The sequence below is a fragment of the Paraburkholderia phenoliruptrix genome (assembly GCF_902859825.1).
GTDB classification, from domain to species: Bacteria; Pseudomonadota; Gammaproteobacteria; order Burkholderiales; family Burkholderiaceae; genus Paraburkholderia; species Paraburkholderia phenoliruptrix.
This window is the reverse complement of sequence record NZ_CADIKB010000014.1, coordinates 1-19,486: the sequence shown is the minus strand read 5'-3', so window position 1 is coordinate 19,486 and position 19,486 is coordinate 1. Positions and strand designations below refer to the sequence as shown.

Here is a 19,486-nt window from a genome sequence, read left to right as displayed (position 1 = left end):
CAATGGACGGGTTCGAGTCAGTTCGCGACGCAGCGAGGCGCCTTCACGATGCGGTCGTCGTAGGCGGGGCGGATCCATTCGATCCAGCCGCGCTGATTGCCGCAGCTGTGGAGCGCTTGAAGCTAGAGCTCGTGTGGCTTCCCGCCGGTGACCCGGCGCTCAAAGGTGCTCGTGCGCTCTTCGATGAACAGAGCGGGACGATTTGCTGCGAAGAGACGGACGATGCAGCTGCCCGCGCGTTGCTGGTCGCCCACGAAATTGGGCATGTCGAGGTGCATGCTGGCTCGCCGTCGTGTACGTCGACAGACATTGATCCCTCCCGGTCTACGGAGGTGGCCTCAGTTGGACTTCAGCGAGTAGAGGATTATGGCGCACGGGAGCGCCGCGAGTTACAAGCGAACGTTTTCGCCCGGGAGTTCGTCTTACCGCAGCGACTAGCGGCAGAGATGCACTGTCGCCAAGATCTCACAGCGACGGATATCGCGGAACGGACAGGGCTGCCACTTGCCCTGGTACGTCAGCAGCTCTTTGATGCTTTGCTTTTGCCGCCCGCATCGCCGTCTGTTGCGGCGCCGGTATCGAACTATACGCCCCGACCAGACCCGTCCCAAGATCGGGCGGCGGCGCACCGCGGCTCCCCATTTCTGCTGCAGGCTGGTCCCGGCACCGGGAAGACGCGGACGCTTATCAAACGAGTTGGTTCGCTTTTGGCTGACGGCATTGATCCTGCAGCTATCCTGATACTGACGTTTTCGAATCGTGCGGCCGGAGAGCTTGCCGAGAGATTGGCACTTTCCGAGCCTGCGGCCGCGCATCGGATCTGGATCGGAACCTTCCACGCCTTCGGGCTTGATTTGGTCCGGCGGCATCACGACCGCTTCGAGCTCTCGCCAAACCCGCCGCTGTTCGATCGGAGCGATGCAATCGAGGTACTCGAGGAAATTCTCCCGACGCTGCCGCTAGTCCACTACCGCAACCTGTGGGATCCTGCGATGGTGCTGCGCGACGTTGTCGGCGCGATCTCCCGGGCCAAGGACGAGCTCACGGATCCAGTGCGATATCGTGCGCTTGCCGCGGCGATGCTCGCCGCGGCGACTGATGACGAGGGACGTCAGGCAGCAGAGAAGTGCCTCGAGGTCGCGCACATTTACGAGCTTTACGAGCAAGCGCTGCGGGCGCGGGGTGCAGTCGATTTCGGCGACCTCATTATGCGTCCTGCCTTACTCCTCGAGTCCGACGCCGAGCTCAGGCTCGCGGCGCAGCTTCGGCACCGGCATGTGCTTGTCGACGAATATCAGGATGTCAACCGGGCGAGCGCACGCCTGCTGAAGGCTGTCGCAGGCAACGGCAAGCGCCTGTGGGTGGTGGGTGATGCGCGACAGTCAATATATCGCTTTAGAGGCGCGTCGTCCGCAAACATGGTGCGCTTCGCGGAAGACTATCCTGAGGCCGTTGCCGATCAACTGAAAGTGAACTATCGATCGACCAGGCAGATCGTCGACGCGTTCGTAACAGTGGCCCCTCGTATGGGAGCCTCGACCGGCATGCTGCCGCTTGCTTTAGAGGCAGATAGAGGTCTCGGCCCCGCGGTGCCGCAAATTCGACGATACGACACGCTGGACCTCGAAGCCGAGGGGATCGCGGCCAGCGTGCGTGAACTGGAGGCAGTAGGAGTAGGTTTGCGCGACCAGGCGGTGCTTTGTCGATCGAATGTGCGACTTAACGAGATCGCAGCCGCGCTTGAGGCCAGAGGCATTCCTGTTCTGCATCTCGGCAGTCTCTTCGAGCGCGATGAGGTTCGCGATCTGCTGGCGCTTTTGAGCCTTGCCGTCGACCCGTTTGGAGACGCGCTGGTTCGCGTAGGTGCCATGAAGCGCTATGACGTGACCCTTCAGGACGTCCATGTCGCGACTCGTCACCTCCGTGCGTTGGGCCGTCCGGCCCTGCTGGGTCTCACGACTTTGTCGGGGGCGGAAGGCCTTTCTCCGGAGGGGGCCGCCGCGTTCGCAAGGTTGGCTGATGATCTTATTCATCTGAAGCCGGGCGTTTCCGCATGGGACTTCCTGTCGACCTACGTGCTCGACCGGACGAATCTTGTCCGTAAACTGGCAGCCGGTGGTTCCGTGACCAAACAGATGAGTGCTATTGCTGTCTGGCAATTCCTGAACTTCGTTCGTGAACAGAGCCCGACCGGATCGGGCCTGCCGATTCAGCGTACTCTCGATCGCGTGCGGCAGCTCGTGCTCCTCGCGGAAGAGCGCGACCTTCGTCAGGTTCCTGCGTCTGCGCTTCACCTTGACGCTGTCAGACTCATGACCGTGCATGGGAGCAAGGGCCTTGAGTTCGAGGCCGTGCATGTTCCTGGCCTCACAGTCCAGAGCTTTCCCTCGAATAATCGCGGTCAGCGGTGTCCGCCGCCTGTCGGTATGATAGAAGGCGCTGAGGGGCTTTCTGTGTCCGACGAGGCGAGGCGTGCCCACGACAATGAAGAGCAATGCCTCTTTTTTGTCGCGCTGTCGCGCGCGCGGACGCACCTTCGCCTCTGTCTCGCGCGGAAGCAACCGAACGGAAACAACCGCTCCGCATCACCCTTCCTGAGCTGGTTACCGTCAAGCTTGGTGGGCGAGGTTTCCTCTCCCGCGATCCTGCCAATGCCGTCCAACGCACCGAGGCCGCAACCAATCAGCATTTTGCGCGGTGCCGCCTGGAGCATCACCGACAGCCGGCTGGTTGCGTACGAAAAGTGTCCTCGCCGCTTTTTTTACACTCACGTCATGGGGCTCGGCGGGGCGAGGAAACGGACGGCGTTCACGCAGACGCACGATTGCCTGTACGACTTTATTCGTTGGCTGGCGGATGCCCGCCGCACGGCTGATCCCACGATCGAGCAAGTGGAGGCGGCGTTCGAAGTTATTTGGCGCGAGAAGGGACCGATTGATCACGCCTTCTGTGAGGACTACAGACGGCTCGCTACTCGTCTCCGAGATGCTTTGATCCGCGCTGGGGCCGGGCGTCGTTTCCGTGAGGCGGAGCCGCTTGCGATCGACTTCCCTAGTGGTCGGGTGATTGTTGAACCAAACGAGCTGGCTGAGATGCCGGACGGGACTGTCGTCATTCGCCGGGTTCGCACCGGCCATCGACGCAGCGATGAATACGATCGCCTTGAGTACTCGCTCTATCATCTTGCGGTCCAAGGCCGGTTCGGGGGCCGCGTTGTCGTGCAAGCCTTACACCTGACGGACGAAACGGAAGAAACCGTGATGGTCTCCACGACGAAGATCGGCAACCGGACGACCAAGAGCGACAGCATGCTCGCGCGGATTGCGCAGGGCTGGTTTCCGCCCGAGGTCGACCCCGTCACCTGCCCGCGCTGTCCACATTTCTTCATTTGCGCAGCTACGCCACACGGGTCGATCACGCTGTCATAAAGAATATTGATTTCTGGCTTTCCGGGTTTCGAGTCTCCGTCCGATCAATGAGGTAAGGGACGCAGAGGGGCATGGGGCTCCGCACTTCGATCCCTGGAGCGCAAAGCCATCATGAAATCCATCGATCTGTTCTATCAGGGCGAAGGGCTCGGTGAAATCGCACATATCGAGCTCGAGTCCGACGTTACGTTCGCCCTTTTCAAGTCAATTGTCGTTGAGAAACACGGCCTCTCCCCCGACGTGATGCTCTTCGTCGAGGACGACGACGAGGCGATTGACGAAGCCATCCTGCTCAAGGAACGTGCGAGCTCCAAGCGGCTCAAGGTGCACTTCCACCGCTGTCGCCACGTGGAGGTGACGGTCACCTTCAACCAGGAGATGGTGAAGGATCGCTTCTCTCCCAGCGCAACTGTCGCCCGCGTGAAGCGCTGGGCCGCCGAGAAAAAATTCGGCATGTCCGAGGAAGAGGCAGGTGAGCACGTCCTTCAGATTGCTGGCACGCACGACCGACCAACCCCCGGGTTGCACATCGGATCTCTGACCGACGGGAAGACCTGCAGCCTTGCCTTCGATCTGGTCCCCGACGAGCGTGTGAATGGTGCATCCGGGAGCCAGGCGTGATCGGGCCCGACCAGCGGGCTTTCGAGGCGGATGCAGCGAAGGCTGCGTTTCGCCTCGGCGAACTCGAGGGGCGCTGGCGTCTCGTCGAAGTGACCTGGCCCTTCGCTTTTGTCGGCGTGACAGCGAAGGACGGGCGCGAGTACATCCTGCGTTTTCACTGCGCCGGTTACCCGCAGATCGCTCCAACGAGCGGGCCGTGGGATCTGCTGCTGAACCAGATCCTCGCATTTGACCTGTGGCCTCGTGGCCGAGGCGGACGCGTATCGGCCGTTTTCCGCACCGATTGGAAGAATGGCTCAGCGCTTTATCTACCATGCGACCGCGAAAGCTTCACTGGCCACATCAACTGGCTTCATGAGATGCCGTCGAAAATCTGGCGCCCAGCTCACGGAATCGTCCAATATTTGGAGCTCGTTCATGAACTTCTTCAGTCCCGCGACTATGCGCCGCCTCTTCGCGCCGCGGCATGAGCTGTCGTGCTCGTGGCTGCTGTGGCAGCGCCTTCGTGCGCAATTGCGCGACAGGGGCCGCAACCGCACCCGGGAGAGCGGCGCGTTTCTGCTCGGGCGCCGCGAAGCCGATCAGTTACGTATTGTTGACTTCGTCCTTTACGACGATCTCGATCCGCATTGCCTTGACAGCGGCATCGTCCATTTCGATGGCCGTTATTTCAGCGAGCTGTGGGCGATATGCAAGGCGCGCGGCCTGTCAGTTGTGGCGGACGTTCATGTTCATCCCGGTAGCTCTGCACAGAGTGAGTCTGACCGCGCCCACCCGATGATTTCCAAGGCGGGTCATATCGCGCTCGTCATCCCGCGCTTCGCCGCAGGGAGCCCGCCGCGATGCGACATCGGGATCTATCGCTATCTCGGTGGCAAACGCTGGGCGACAGTCCCGCCGGACGACCGCCGCAGGTTTTTTCATATTGGGTTCTGATGGAGCGCAACCGCCATGACGCAATACAGTACTGCAGACTCGCTTCACCGACTCGTAAAGCACGCGATTGATAGCGGCACTGCTAGGAGCGTAGCTGAGGCTGAGGCGATCTTCCAAAGCTTTCGGCTCAAGGTGGAACTCGACCCATCTGCGGCGGCCGATCCAGCGCATCAAGCTGCGCTTCTCACGACGATCACCGTTGGGCGTCGGATCTTCCTGGGGGGGGTGAGCGTTGCGGGACCCCTCGAATCGGAGCTTTCGATCGCGATGCCGCTGGGGCCGACGCTGCGAGACGCGGTGTTGGCGCTCGGCGGCGTACTGGAAACGGGTAACGACGTCGTGCCGACAATCGTGATCGGCGGCAGCACCGGCGTACGGCGTGAAGGATTCTGCGTTCGAACCGCCGTTGCTGGCTGGAGGGGCGGCGTCCTGCCAGTTCATTCGGAGCTGATGCCACAGGGCACACGTGCAATGCCGCTGGCAGGGATGCTCGCCGCCGCGCTTGCGGTCAATGAGGCTTACTTGTTTGCTAGCGGCGACAAGCCCATCGCGGGGCGTCGTGTCGTTGGCCTATCCCTATGGCGGCCCGGCCCGGGGCAGGACTGGCTCGAGGAGGATGCGAGCGAGCCCGCATTGACATATTTACCCTCGCGCCTCTGGCTAATCGGTTTGGGTCACCTCGGACAAGCTTACCTGTGGGGACTTGGTCTCCTGCCATATCGTGATCCAGACGCGGTTTCCCTGGTGCTCCAGGACGTCGATACGGTTACTCCGTCGACCGAGAGCACCTCCATTCTGACCGACGCGAGCATGGTCGGGCAGAAGAAGACGCGCGCAATGGCAGCGTGGGCTCACCGACACGGATTCGCTGCCTCGATCCAGGAGCGCGTCTTCGCTGCTGACTTCAAGCGGCAGTCCGACGAACCGGCGATCGCCCTTTGCGGTCTGGATAACGCTGCTGGGAGGCGGGAACTCGACCAGGTCGGCTTCGACGTGATCGTCGAGGCGGGGCTGGGCCGAGGGTATCGCAACTTCCGCACCATGCGGTTGCATACGTTGCCGGGGCGACGACCAGCGGCCGAGCTCTGGAAGGCAACGGCCAAGGCGGAGCAGCTGGAAGACAATCCAGCTTATACAAAGCTTGTAGCGGACGGCGTGCTCGACCGGTGCGGGATGACGTTGCTTGCGGGAAAAGCTGTCGGAGCCCCCTTCGTGGGGGCGGCGGCCGCGACATTGGCACTCGCTGAGGTGCTCCGCCTGCTGCATGGCGGTCACGTCCACCAGATGATCGATCTCGACTTGCTCAGTCCGGACCAGCGTACGGTGTCTCTCCACGCGGGCGATTTCAGCCGCTTTAACCCCGGATTCACGATGTCCGTTTAGCAAAGCGAAGGAGCGCGAGCGGTCAGGACGAGCTCCGGGTGTTTTCGCGCCGGGGTACGACTTCAAGTTCTCTTAAGCGCGCCCGTAAACCAAGGGTAGGCAATTCAAGGCATCAACGCTGTACGCGAGATGCATCGACGTCGCCATCTGTCGCAGCATTCTTTAACCCGCGCGGTCTGCGTCCCATCGTGCAGGCCGCAATTTGACAAGAAAGTCAGAACGTAAAGAAAGCCTCATGGCATCCAATCTCTCTTGGCTTGATCACGACGCTGCGGCGGCCCAACGCAGCCTGCGGTTACTCTCGTTCTTCGACGAGCGTGAGGCACGCGACGAGTTGGGTATCGGCGGAATCCGTGACTCTATTGCGGATCAGCTTTTTCCCGGCACGTCGACGATTCAGACCCGCCTCCGCTATGTGTTCTTTGTGCCCTGGCTCTTCGACCAGCTCGAAGCCAGATCGACGGCTTCCGCGGCCTTTCCGGGTGCCGCACGTGCCGCGGAAGTTCGCCTGCTGAAGGCGCTGCTCGAAAACACGTCTCCGGATGAGCCGGGCGTGATCGGCCGCGAAGCGGGTGGGGAGCTGAAACGGTTTCCAAGCTCCGTTTATTGGGCCGCATTGGGTACTTGGGGCATGCGCCGGGCGCGCATGTCGCTGCAGCAGTATTTCGCGTTGGCCGACAGGCGTCACGCGCTGCGGCGTACGCAGCGCAAGCGCGACGACAACGAAGTTCACGACGGCGATCCGGGTGGTCGCGCGTGGGACTCGCAACTCGTCAAGCTGCGCCCCGAAGACTTCCCGGCTGGGGTCGGTCTCGAGCTGACACGTGAAGAGGCTGGGTTTCTGCTCGATCGCTGGCGCAGACAACATCCCGGGTCACTGCTCACCTGGCTCGCCTTGGACCTCGCGCAAGGCGGCGAGATGCCAGAGGCGGAGAACATCTGGGATCATCCGCGCAAGCCAGCCTTTCCCCCAGAGATTCAGGTATTGATCGACGACGCGCGCCGTTTCAACGTGCTGATGCACGGCGCCGCGCTTTTGTACAACCTGCAGCTCGCGGAGCTCGAGCGCCGCTACGTCGGTGACGTCGATCTCGCCGCACACTACCGTGCGCAGCTCGACGCCTGGGCCGAAAACGAATTGCCTGCTTGCGGCGCGTGGGATCTCGAAGCGTTTTGGAAGCGGGTGCTCGGCAAAGGCCACACCATCACCGAGTCGACGCGGGAGTTCGTTCGCACATGGCTGACGCTCGCGTTGCGCGAACGAGCGCAGATCGCCGAATCGCGTGCTTGCCGGGAACTCGTCGAGGCCCGCGAGCGGAGGCTCAAGGACAAGCGATCGCGGTTTGCAAACACCGCCGCTCGGTCGCAGTGGGGGGGCCGTGCGGGACTCGCGCCGCTTGGCTATCGCTGGGCTGTGGCAAGCGATTTTCTGCGTGAATGGCACGCAGGCTGGAGGTCCGCATGATCAGTCCCGAACAACGCAGCATGTTGACCGACGCATTGACGCCACCCAACGAGTATCGCTTCGACAGCGGCGTCGCGACGACCTACTCGCTCGACCTCATCACCTTGTTGACGTTGCCGTTGCATCTCGCGCGCGCCGATCTCGAAGAGATCTCGCCCGACCGACCCGATCCGTTGCCGGTCCTGGAAGCGCTGCGGCGCATGGGGGACCGATTAACCGTTTTTTGCCAGCGCGGTCGGCTCCAGATCCCGCGCAAGGCAAACGCCTTGCTCGGCCTCCTCGAGGGCATGGTTCACGAGGCTCATGCGCCGCACGGTGGCGCCTTTCACCCGAAGGTCTGGCTGCTGCGATTTGTACCCCGCGACGCGAGCCGCGAAGGGCCGGCGATGCTGCGCCTGCTCGTGCTGACGCGCAACCTGACCGACGACCGTTCGTGGGACCTCTCGCTCCGGCTTGAAGGCGTACCGGGAAAAAGAAAGCTCGACGAAAACAAACCGCTCGCGCGTTTCATCGAGCGAGTTCGAGAAATGAGCACGAGGGATGTGAGCGCGGCGCGCAGTGAGCAGATCGAACAGCTCTGTGCGGACGCTCACCGCATGGAGTGGGAGTTCCCCGGCCAGTTCGAATGCGTGCGTTTTCACGCGCTCGGCATCGAGCGTAGAGCGACGAGCTGGTTGCCTGTACCGGAGAGCGACTCGCGCTGGGACGAGTTGAGTGTGGTGTCGCCGTTCGTTACGCCCGATGCCCTGCGCGATCTCGCAGCGCTCGCAAAGGAGCCGCTCTTTCTCGTTTCGCGCGGGGAGGAGTTGGACAAGCTCGCTTCGCCGGCGGGCTTCTCGAGCGTCTACGTGCTGAGCGACCAGGCAGCCAGCGGAGATCTCGAGGACGACGACGGCCCGCAGCGTCAGCGCGGACTCCATGCGAAGGTCTATATCGGCCGCCGCGCGTGGTACACACATCTCTTCGTCGGCTCTGCGAATGCAACAGCCCCTGCGCTCGTGGATGGCTCGAACGTGGAGTTCATGGTCGAGCTGATCGGCCGCGCGAGCAAAGTCGGCACGCCGGGGGATTGGGCTGATAACGAGGGCCTCGGTCCGTTGCTCGTCCCCTATGTGCGCTCGGAGCCCGCGGATCCTGCGACGATCGAGGACGAGCGCAAGCTCGAAAAGCTGCGTGAAGCACTGGCTTGGGCCGATCTCTCGCTCCACTGCGAGAAGTGCGAGGAAGGGTGGGCGGTCGACCTGCACGGACTCGACGGCGTCCCTTGCGGCGGGGTGACGGCGCGCACGTGGCTCGTGACGCAGGATGAGGAGCGCGCGGTTCTGATCGGCGACGCACATTCGTCAGACTCGAGTTACGCGCGCGTGCGCCTGGGCGTTTTCGCGCCTCAGCATGTCACGTCGTTCACCGGCTTTGCACTCGAGCTCGGCGACGCGAAGCTGAGCTTCGCTCTGCAGCTACCGCGCCACGGCGGACCCGAGGACCGAGATCTGGAAATTCTGCGCGCGGCCATTCGCAACCGCGAGGGATTGATCCGCTATTTGTTGCTGCTTCTCGGCGACTGGATCGGCGACGACGGCAATGGCCAAGGTGGCGGCCCGCTGCTCGGCGACGGGCTCGGCCCTTCGCAAGACGAGATCCCGCTGTTCGAGATGCTCGCGCGGGCTTTCGCGCGCGAACCGGAAAGACTTGCGCACGTGCGCGAGCTCGTGAACCGGCTGCGCGAGGAAACCACAGAGCGTGATCCGATCCTGACCAACGACTTCCTTGCCATCTGGTCCGTGTTCGAAGCGGCTTTGACAATAAAGGATGGAAAATGACGCGCAATCTCCAGGCGAGCACGCTCACGAGAGGCTTGAAGGACTTTCAGCGGCAGACGGTCGATTATGCGTACGCGCGCATGTTCAACGAAACGGATCCGGCCATGCGCTTCCTGGTGGCGGACGAGGTGGGCCTTGGCAAGACCATGATCGCGAAGGGCGTAATTGCACGAACCATCGATCACCTGGAGCATACAGGGGAGCGTGTCGACATCGTCTACGTTTGTTCGAACGCCGAGATCGCGGCGCAGAACATCAAGCGACTCCTGTTGCCGGGGCAGTCGAGGCTTCCTCATGCCACGCGGCTGACCCTGTTGCCGCTGATCGCCAGCAAACTGCACGAGAGCCAGGTAAATCTGGTGAGCTTTACGCCGGGAACAACGTTTGGCAAAAAGCAGGGCGGGGGCCGCCGGACGGGACGCAAGGAAGAGCGGCGTCTCATCTATCAGATGCTCCGGGACCTCGACAGCGTGCACGATCGAGGGCTCCGCCATGCACTGCGTGGCGGAGCCGGCAAGAGCTGGGACATCGATGCGCAGGAGACCATCGCGTACGACGAGAAAATCGCACGGACCTATCGGCAAAGCGTTCGCAAGAATTCAGTGCTTTTCAAGAATCTGCGTGAGATCGCCGAAGTGTACAGCGATCGCCGCATGAAGGTGAGCGACGCGGACCAGCAGCGCTGCATGGAATTGATCGGTGATCTCCGCGCAATGCTCGCGCGGGTGTGTCTTGTCGCCCTAAAGCCCGCGCTTGTCATCCTCGATGAATTCCAGCGCTTCAACGACCTTTTCGACGATCCCGATACAGAAGACAATCCCGCCGCAGAGCTCGCACACCAGCTCTTCAATTACGAAGGCCGGGCGCGCGTTCTCCTGCTCTCCGCTACGCCGTACAAGATGTACGCGCGCGACGACGAGGACGAGGACCACTATGCGGACTTTCTTCACACGATGCAGTTCTTGTTTCCGGGCGACCGGCAAACGATCGTCACGCTGAAGGCTGATATCGATGCGCTCCGCACAGGTCTGCTTGGCGCGCAGAGTGCCGCCGGGCTCGACTCGCTGGAGCCGGTGAAGAACCGCATTGAGACAACGCTCAAGCGAGTGATGTGCCGGACCGAGCGCGTCGAAGCGACGCTACGCGCGGATTCGATGATCAAGGAAAAGCTGCTCGTGCCGCGCTTGTCCGGGCGCGATCTGATGGACTTCCGCGCGCTTGAGGCGATGGCACGCGAACTCGAAGAGCGCGAGACGATCGAGTACTGGAAATCGAGCCCTTATCTGCTCAATTTCATGGGGCAATACCGCTTCAAAGAAGCGCTCTGCGCGCACGCTGACCGCAAGGCGTCGGGCATCCACGAGATGTTTCCGCAGCAGGACATTGCGCTGCTGAAAAAGCAGGACCTCCAACGCTACAAGCGCATCGATCCCGGCAATGCACGCCTGCGGGCCTTGATTGACCGGATCGACGAGGACCGGCTCTGGAAGCTGTTGTGGATGCCGCCGTCGCTGAACTACTGGCGTGCGGGTGGCGAATATAGGCAAGTCGGGCCTGTTAGCAAGCACCTTGTGTTTTCCGCTTGGAATGTGGTGCCTGACGCCCTTGCTGCGCTGCTGTCTTTCGAAGCCGAGTGCCGCCTGATGGAGGGCGTGGAGCGCGACGTGAAGTATGCCGACATGCCACGCCGCTTCAGGCCGCAGCTGCGTTTCTCCGGCATACGGGATGGTCGGCCGGCCGGCATGTCTGCGCTGCTTCTGGCATTTCCGTCGCAAGCGTTGGTGGAGCTTGTGGACCCGCTGAAGTTGCGCAGCGACGCGGAGCCGATGCTAACTTTCGAGGAAATGCGCGCGCGTGCAATGGATCTGATCGTGCCTGTCGTCGAACCGCTGCTCGACGTCAGCGTGACTGACGGCCCCGCCGACCGGCGCTGGTACTGGGTGGCGCTCGCCCGGCTCGAGGCCGCCCGTCATCCCGCGGCCAACACCTGGTGCATGGAGCGCTGGGCGGAGGCGCGCAATGCCCGGCAAGACGATGACGCGGATTCCTCGAGTGGGTTCAACACGCACGTAAGCCATTGGCTCGACGCTTGGGGGCGCAGGATCGAAGGACTTGGGCGCGTGCCATCTGACCTCGCTGAAGTTCTCGCCGGCGTGGCACTTGCCGCACCGGCAACCTGCGCGCTGCGCACGCTCGCGCGTCTGTGGCCGCAGGGGCAAACGACCGCTGAGATGCTCGACGCCGCCGCACGCATTGCGGAGGGACTGCGCAGCCAGTTCAATTCTCCGCGCGCGGTCGCGATGTTGAAGGCGGTGGAGGACGAAGACTCGTACTGGCAGGGCGTGCTCCAGTATGGCGCGGACGGCAATCTGCAGGCGCTCCTGGATGAGTACGCGCATATCCTGTTCGATTCGCACGGGCTTGGCGAGCGCACGGCCGCGGTGGGCTGTGAGACGCTTGCCGATGCCATGTACGAAGCGATGTCGCTCAGAAGTGCGACGTTGCGGCCCGACGAGGTCGGGATGCAAGATGGCCGCCTACGTGTGACGCCCTTCGAGCCTGCAATTCGCACACATTTCGCGTTGCGTTTCGGGAGCCAGGACGAGGAGGAAGGCGCGGTCGCGCGCAAGGAATCGGTGCAGGCGGCGTTCAACTCGCCTTTTTGGCCGTTCGTGCTGGCGTCGACGTCGATCGGCCAGGAAGGGCTCGATTTCCACAGTTGGTGTCATTCGATCGTGCATTGGAACCTGCCGTCAAATCCGGTCGACATGGAGCAGCGCGAAGGGCGGGTCCATCGCTACAAAGGCTACGCGGTGCGCAAGAACGTGGCGCGCTGCCACGGCGAGATGGCGTTAGGACGCTTGGTCGGCGGACGCGGTGATCTTTGGAATGCAATCTTCGATCTGGCCGTCGAAAGCCGTCCTGTTGGCTCGGACGATTTGATTCCGTACTGGATCTATGAAATCGATGGGGGCGCTCACATCGAGCGCATTGTGATGGCGCTCCCCCTCAGCCGCGACGAAGCGCGCTACCGACGCCTGAAGCGCAGCCTCGCGCTCTATCGCATGGTATTCGCCCAGCCGCGTCAGGAGGACCTACTGGCATGTCTTGAGCAGACCATGAGCGCGGAGGACGTGGCGCGCGCGGTGGGACGCTGGCGGATCTCGCTGCGCCCCGGCCCCGGCGTGCAGCGCAATTGAGCATACAAGCCGGTGATATCGCAAGTCGCGAAGAAACAACCGATGCAGGGGAAGGGGAAATCAAGATGGCTACCGAACTTCAAGCGCCATTTAATGCCGAAGAGCTTGCACCCGCAGATGCAGTTGCACAGCTGATGCGTCAGCGAATCGAGCAATACCTGGCGGCCCGAAGCGATCCAAGTCTCTATCAAAGCGTTCGAAACATGTCGCAGTTTGTCTCCGACGACTACGGCGGCCGCTTTCTCGTCGAGCTTATCCAGAACGCGCATGACGCACACCACCCATCGCGGACAGACGGCGAGATCGCCATCGTGCTGGCATCCGAAGGTGATTACGGGTGCCTGTACGTAGCAAATCGCGGCATTGGTTTTTCGGCCAAGAACCTCAAGGCCATCACCAACATTGCGCTGAGCAGCAAGCCTGTCAATGCAGGGATTGGTAATAAAGGAATCGGCTTTCGAAGCGTATTGCAAGTTTGCAATTGGCCGGAGATCTATTCAGTACTCGGCGAAGGCGGCAGCGGTACTTTCGACGGTTTTTGCTTCCGGTTCGCGACCGAGGATGATTTGCGGGAGCAACTGACTGACAGGTCGGATGATGTAGCGCAGGAAATGGCGCAAAACCTGCCGTGCTGGCATATTCCCGTTCCGGTAGAGCCCGGCGCAAACGTCTCGAGGTTTGCATCGGCAGGCTTCGCAACGGTCGTCCGTTTGCCACTCAAGTCGGCCGATGCCCTCGAAGCGGTCCGTACGCAACTCGATTCACTTCTGGGGCTCAATGCGCCACTTCACTTGTTCCTGGAGAGAATTGCGTGCATCTCGCTTGAGCGGGGTACGGGGCAGCCCATCTTACTCGAGCGATCCGTGCTGCAGTCGTCGTCACTCCGCCCTTCGGGATTCAAGGTCGACTCGCCCATTGACGTGTCCAAGGTTCGCCTCGGTACCTCAGAATTTGTCGTCGCGCACTGGGACATTGATGACAAGCTGTTCAGAAATGCCCTGCAGGCCAGTCTTGAGAAGAACGAAGTGCCAGAGAGTTGGAGGGATTGGGAAGGCGCTGCGCGAGTCAGTATCGCCGTCCCGCTCGGAGCACCCCTAGAGTTTGGAAGACTCTACTGCTTTCTGCCCTTGGGGGAGGAGGGCAAGGCCCCGTTCGCCGGCTATATCAACGCAAACTTCTACACAAAGATGGATCGGCGCAAGGTCGACTCATCAATCCGTCTCAATGACCTCTTCATTCGGATGGCCGCTTGGCTGAGTTGCCAGATGATCTGGTTCCTCGTCGACAACGACTGGTTTTTTGCGGCGAACGCGATTGTCAGCCTTTTGTGCTGGGATAACGCGTATCTAGAAACGCTGAAACACGCGATGGGCAACAACGGCCAGGGCATCTTGAACCGCGAGTTCCTCCCGGTACGTGGTCCCGATGATTCCGTCGGTTGGGCCTCGCCCAACGAGACCTACGGATGGTTTGCACCGCCTGACGCCTGCATGTCCCCGAAGCGAGTCTGTGAGGTTGGTGGCGGCCGCATCTTGATTGAATCCCTCACGTTGAATCAGCGAGGTGCCTTGGACCGGCTGTACATGCGCCTGCGCAACGCCGACTTCAAGCCACCCGCCGGTGTTGTCGCCGGTTGGGTGGAACGAATCGCTGGTCGCATGCATGAGGAGCGTGCCGCGTCAGAACGATGGGCGACGTTCTATGATGAGGTGTCGGTCGCGCTGGCTGGCCATGCGTCATCCCTTTTTGGTAAGCGATTCTTGCTGAGCGTGAGCGGTGATCTGATCAGCAGCGAGCTACCAGCCGCCGGCACCCAAGGTCGCGGCCGGCGGGCTGCGGATGTCTACTTTGCGCCAGTGTTGTCTTTAGACGCGGATGTCGACGACGATGACAGCAAACAATCGCTGCCGCTTGAACGCCTGCCCGCGACGCTCCGCAAAGGGTTCGCCCTACTAAACCGTGAGGTACCGTGGCTGAAGGCCGACGGTGGTTATCGACCAGGTCGATCTTTTCTCATCGATGGCAAGCTTGCGCGTGAATATGATACGCGTGATGTGTTGCGCACACTTGCTGGTATAACTAGGAGCGCCACCTCTGACCACACTCGGCAACAGGCGCTCGAGTGGGCCTTCCGCTTGTGGAATAGCGGGCGATCTCTCTCCGACAAGGAGACGCGCTCGGCGCGCTTTTACGTGCCGACCGCCGATGGCTGGATTGACGCGGAGGCCGCAATGTTTGGCGCCGGATGGGACGTTCCTAATGGCAAGAAGTTGGACGCCTTCCTTCGTATCACCGCCGACAGGTCCGAGGACCTCAAACGGTCGATGGCTCGCCTATTGCCAGAGCATGCAGCGTGGCAGATCAGGCATGGTACGCAAGCTGACTGGGTACGTTTTCTCTCCGCGGCGGGGGTGAGGGATTGCCTGCGCCCAGTTGGCGGTGAAAATGTGAGTGCTGAGCCGACCGGCTTACCGGTTAGTCTACCTTCCTTCATTGTGCAGAATGCACCGGGACTGCCCGAAGGACTGATACCGCATTGGCGCTCTCAGCTCACGCGAGACTGCTCCGGCATGTATTCCTCGCGGCAGTATCGCGCAGAGCTTCGACTCTGGCGTATTCCTGGGCAAAACGAGCATGAAACGTTTCCCCTCGAAGTACGGCGGGATTACGCGGTACAGCTGGTCTTGGCTATGCGGGGGATTGGAGAGGAACATCTCACCTTCCGTGCATTACGCACCGAGAGTGGTGCCGTAGCAGGGGAATCGCACCGCATGTCGACTCTCTTGATGGCATTCCTAACTGGCGCCGAATGGGTGCCTGTCGCCCGGCCTGGGGGGCAGTTCCGATTCGTCAAGCCGATGGATGCATGGTACTTCGCCATCGAGGACGAGCGCCCGCCTCGCTTCGTCGACTTCGTGGCGCACCAAGTGATCGCAGCCATCGACGCTCCGACGCTGGAGTTCCTTCAGAACCGCGCTATGCTTGGGCTGTTCAAGGACGACGACCACCACGCCGAGCGATCGCTCCTGGTCCTTGCGGAAGCGGCGTCAACACGGATTTCTGACATTCGGGATGTGCGTCGGTTCCAGGAGCTGTTTAGACGGCTGTGGAACACGGCACGCCTCGTCGGCACCCCGAAAGCGGGATCACGCGTGCCCGTACTGGTGAACGGTGAGGTCGCTACCGTGTCCAGGACGAGTGATGAATTTACGCTGGCATATTTTGATGACGGGCGGGACGGACTGAAGAAGCAGCTCCTGGAAGAGGTCGGCGAGCCGGTATTTGATTTCGTGCACGGGGATGCAACCGCCTTATGGGAATGGGTCAATGCGAGCGCGCCTGGTAAATTTCGGCGAATATCTGAAGAACCTGCCGAGGTCTACGTTGATGGCACGAAGTTCGATGATCGGACGCCGAGACAGTTGCTCAGCGGCATCGTAGGGCCGTGGATCGTCGACTTTCTTGTTTGTGTAGCCGACCACAAGAGCGGTGCGTTTGTGCATTCAACGCAGAACACACTTGGGCGGATCCGCCGTGCGGCGATGGAACTGACGGTGGTCAGCGGTCAAAGAATAGAGATTGCTCATGGCGACGAGCGGGTTGCACTCCCCTCGTCGATGCGCGGAGCACTCGCACTTCAGCGACCGAGCGGTCCGGTACTCGTCGTTCAAACCGCGGGACGACCACTCACTCTTGATCACCTCGCTTCCGCAGCGGGACAGCTCGCACACGCACTTGGGTCCCGCGAACTGGCTAACGGCCTCGACGCTGCCTTGTTGCGGCTTGCTGCCGCCTTGCGCGATCAGGTCGAAGATGTACTCGACGATTCGACAATTGCCGCAGCGCTGGGCGTAGAAGTCGACGCTCTTCGGGAAACTCGACGACTTATAAGCGGAGACCTTATCGGATTGCTGGACCTTGCCATTCCGCTCTCTGCCTGCGTCGGAACGCCCGAAACGACGTTGCGCCTTCAAGAACTCGCCGCACAGGACGATCCCCAGGACATTGATCTTCGCGCCGCGATGGAAGCCTTGGCTACCAGCGTTGGGATGCCGCTCGCAGAGCTCGACGAGCGGCTGGGGCGCCTAGTCGACCTGCCCGATCTGAGGTCGGAGTTCAAGCTCCCGATCGACCAACTTAACGCAGCCATCGCATCTCTCGGCGGCCGGTACAAGCCCATAAGCAACGAGGCTTTGCACCGCGAAGTGTGGATGCGTCATTTGCGGCAGCGGTTGCCCGCGATCCTTGAGCGACTCCGTGAGCGTGCAACCGGGATGTTCGATCGACGAGAGCAGCTCCACGCGTACGTGGCTGCCAGGGACGGCGCGCTTGCCGTATCGCCTGACGCGGCGTGGTTCACGACTTACGACGACCTGCCCGAGCAGGTGATGGATGCCCATATCGATCTGTGGATCAACGATCGGATGCCAGCCGGCGGCGCGGAGATGCCGCTCACGCTTAACCTCAACGAGACTAGAACGTCAAACGGGACAAGGCTGCGCGACTTCTGGGTAAAGTTCTCTCCTGTGCTCTCTGCGTGGGTTCGCGCGCCGGGCACGTCCGCGACCGAAGAGGTGCGCCAAGCTTGGGGCAATCAGGAGACGTCGCGCGACACCTGCAACGCACACGCTCGTGACGGGGGTTGGCTCGACTTCCGTGTGCTCGATGAGGAACAGATCGCGAGTTGGTTGACGCTGGATAGAATCTGGCCGGTCGGACGTGCACCAACCCTGGACCTCGCGGTATGGGGCCTGTCTTCCGAGAGCATGGCCAGCAGCGAAGAGCGCGAAAAGGCCGAGCGGGAGGAGCAGCGACGCCAGAGAACCCAGGTGGAGTTCGCCGGCGTGAAGCTGTCAGCGCTGGAGGGTGGGTATCCCGCACTCGCTGCTGCGGTCGCCGCGGTTGCTGACCAAGCGGCCGCACTGAAGCTGGTCTCCTCGAGTGATGCCAAGCTCGAATTGATGGACCCCCCTAGGCCGAGCGGGGGGCCTGGCGGAGGCTCTGGTCAGCGGGGATCCAGATTGGCCGAGGGTGGAATGTCCGACGAGCAGAAGCGAGCCGTTGGGCTAATTGGCGAGCTTTGGGCATGCGAATGGCTGCGTCGTCGGCACCGGCTCGAATCGATCGATGAAAGCATGTGGGTATCCCGATACCGCAACTCGGTGCTCAACACGAGTGGCGGCTCCGACGAGTGGGGATACGACTTCATCGTCGCAACGAAGAGTCGGACCTACTACTACGAGGTCAAGGCGAGCACAGGTGATCCGCATCGATTCGAGATGGGGCCCACCGAAATCTTCGCTGCGCAGCGTTATCGGTCCGATCGCGACCACCGGTATCGGATCCTCTACCTTGCCTATGTGAGCGACCCATCTCGGTTGACCGCTACACTCCTGGCCAACCCCTTCTCCGGCAAGGCGGTCGGGAAGTTTCGCGCAGTTGGCACGGGCAGCGTTGTCTACGAGTTCGATCCTAAGCTCTAGCGCGGGAGGATTACCGGACATTGACCACTATTCGGCAAGACATCAGAGCGCGATCAATCGCTCGAGTTTTCGCATATGTGTTTACTCTCGCTAAAGAGCGAACGATGCTGTAAGGATGACGTAGAGATGTCGTCTGTCAGAGTCGAGCGCAATCTATTCGACTCTGACAAACGATCGCAGGCAATGCGCTTACGTGCGACCGATTAGCATGTAGCGGACCGTAACCGGCTAGGCCACCATGACGTGCGCCGATCTGGATCACGAGCCTGGCCCAGGATGATCCAACGCCTGTCGTGCCTATGGTTCGAGAGCCTGTCCTCGCGGGCGGCGATCACGGTTCGTTGTGCGGATCGGATCGGGGGCATCAAGCCCTGCAGTGTTTGGGATTGCTTCAACCAGTACAGGTCGCTGCTCTGAAAACGGCATGATGGACGAGCGTCCATGCAAGGCTCCTGCTGCGGTTCCGCGAAGCAACGCCGCGTAAGAACTCGCATGTCGGTCGTCCGGTTCGTTGAGTAATCAGACCCGCACTTATTACAGGATTTCTGTCAGTACTGAAAGCGCAAAAAGCATGTCAACTATCAAACCCGAGATGTGCGATTCACAGGAAACGTCACATCTAGTCGTCAGCCTGTACCAGTTGCTCGACGCCATAGCAAGCAAGATTGAACTCCCAGACAACCTTGAACGCGAGATCAGGCAGCGTTGTTTAGCTAATCGTCCACACTGCGGCTTCTACCCAGAAGAAAATCATCTGCATGCGATGAAGGCGGAATTTTTGGTCGGTCTTCTAAGATCGATTTCCCAATCATTCAGAGCGGCCGCAATTTTCGATTTTCATCTACGGGAAAGTGCGTCGGGACGGCCCGCGTGGAGAAATTGGCTTCTGACAGGGCAGGCTGCCTGTCTTGAGTCGGACGAACAAGCACGCGCTATGTCGGCGCTATCTCGAATATTGCAAGGAGACGAGCAGTATGTGCTCGCATATCTTGATGAAACTTTCCCTGTCAGTCTCCATAAGGGTTTTGAGGAATTCGAAGAGATAAGGTCAAGTCTGGTGTATGGGCAGTTGATAGCGGGCGACGTCAAGCGGCGAGTTTCTGCTGACCCGGTTGATCGTCTTGCACCGGCTCGCCGTCCTGGAAGGCAA

The 19,486-nt window shown here is 61.2% G+C and carries 10 protein-coding genes; all 10 read left to right on the top strand.

The window, feature by feature from the left end; genetic code table 11:
• Window positions 1–2: 2 nt before the first annotated feature.
• The gene (locus tag HV711_RS16080) at window positions 3–3,428 is read left to right on the top strand and encodes an ATP-dependent helicase (protein ID WP_035481966.1); all 3,426 of its coding nucleotides are present in this window, start codon (window positions 3–5) and stop codon (window positions 3,426–3,428) included.
• A gap of 111 nt (window positions 3,429–3,539) precedes the next feature.
• The gene (locus tag HV711_RS16075; RefSeq protein WP_035481965.1) at window positions 3,540–4,049 is read left to right on the top strand and encodes a hypothetical protein; all 510 of its coding nucleotides are present in this window, start codon (window positions 3,540–3,542) and stop codon (window positions 4,047–4,049) included.
• Entirely contained in the window at window positions 4,046–4,519 is a 474-nt protein-coding gene (locus HV711_RS16070; protein WP_035481964.1) for a DUF7665 family protein, read from the top strand. Before HV711_RS16075 ends, HV711_RS16070 begins: the two co-directional genes overlap by 4 nt.
• Window positions 4,467–4,985, top strand: a complete 519-nt coding sequence (locus HV711_RS16065) for a Mov34/MPN/PAD-1 family protein (protein ID WP_175145153.1) — start codon at window positions 4,467–4,469, stop codon at window positions 4,983–4,985. Before HV711_RS16070 ends, HV711_RS16065 begins: the two co-directional genes overlap by 53 nt.
• Window positions 4,986–5,000: 15 nt before the next feature.
• Entirely contained in the window at window positions 5,001–6,368 is a 1,368-nt protein-coding gene (locus HV711_RS16060) for a hypothetical protein (RefSeq protein ID WP_051224371.1), read from the top strand.
• Window positions 6,369–6,603: 235 nt separating this feature from the next.
• Entirely contained in the window at window positions 6,604–7,833 is a 1,230-nt protein-coding gene (locus HV711_RS16055) for a DUF6361 family protein (protein ID WP_035481963.1), read from the top strand.
• Complete coding sequence (locus tag HV711_RS16050) at window positions 7,830–9,653, top strand: phospholipase D family protein (protein WP_035481962.1); 1,824 nt, start codon at window positions 7,830–7,832, stop codon at window positions 9,651–9,653. The genes HV711_RS16055 and HV711_RS16050 overlap by 4 nt, the downstream gene beginning before the upstream one ends.
• An 80-nt stretch (window positions 9,654–9,733) precedes the next feature.
• The gene (locus HV711_RS16045; RefSeq protein ID WP_244142698.1) at window positions 9,734–12,853 is read left to right on the top strand and encodes a helicase-related protein; all 3,120 of its coding nucleotides are present in this window, start codon (window positions 9,734–9,736) and stop codon (window positions 12,851–12,853) included.
• Between the two features lie 65 nt (window positions 12,854–12,918).
• Window positions 12,919–18,336 carry an ATP-binding protein gene (locus HV711_RS16040; protein ID WP_175145151.1) on the top strand — a complete coding sequence of 1,806 codons (5,418 nt, stop codon included), beginning with the start codon at window positions 12,919–12,921 and terminating at the stop codon, window positions 18,334–18,336.
• Window positions 18,337–18,907: 571 nt separating this feature from the next.
• Window positions 18,908–19,486: hypothetical protein (locus HV711_RS16035; RefSeq protein ID WP_175145149.1), on the top strand; the 579-nt coding region annotated here is incomplete at its 3' end.

Coding starts and splice junctions, on each gene's coding strand:
- HV711_RS16080 (WP_035481966.1), top strand. CDS start 3: ATGGACGGGTTCGAGTCAGTTCGCGACGCAGCGAGGCGCCTTCACGAT.
- HV711_RS16075 (WP_035481965.1), top strand. CDS start 3,540: ATGAAATCCATCGATCTGTTCTATCAGGGCGAAGGGCTCGGTGAAATC.
- HV711_RS16065 (WP_175145153.1), top strand. CDS start 4,467: ATGAACTTCTTCAGTCCCGCGACTATGCGCCGCCTCTTCGCGCCGCGG.
- HV711_RS16060 (WP_051224371.1), top strand. CDS start 5,001: ATGACGCAATACAGTACTGCAGACTCGCTTCACCGACTCGTAAAGCAC.
- HV711_RS16055 (WP_035481963.1), top strand. CDS start 6,604: ATGGCATCCAATCTCTCTTGGCTTGATCACGACGCTGCGGCGGCCCAA.
- HV711_RS16050 (WP_035481962.1), top strand. CDS start 7,830: ATGATCAGTCCCGAACAACGCAGCATGTTGACCGACGCATTGACGCCA.
- HV711_RS16045 (WP_244142698.1), top strand. CDS start 9,734: ATGTTCAACGAAACGGATCCGGCCATGCGCTTCCTGGTGGCGGACGAG.
- HV711_RS16040 (WP_175145151.1), top strand. CDS start 12,919: ATGGCTACCGAACTTCAAGCGCCATTTAATGCCGAAGAGCTTGCACCC.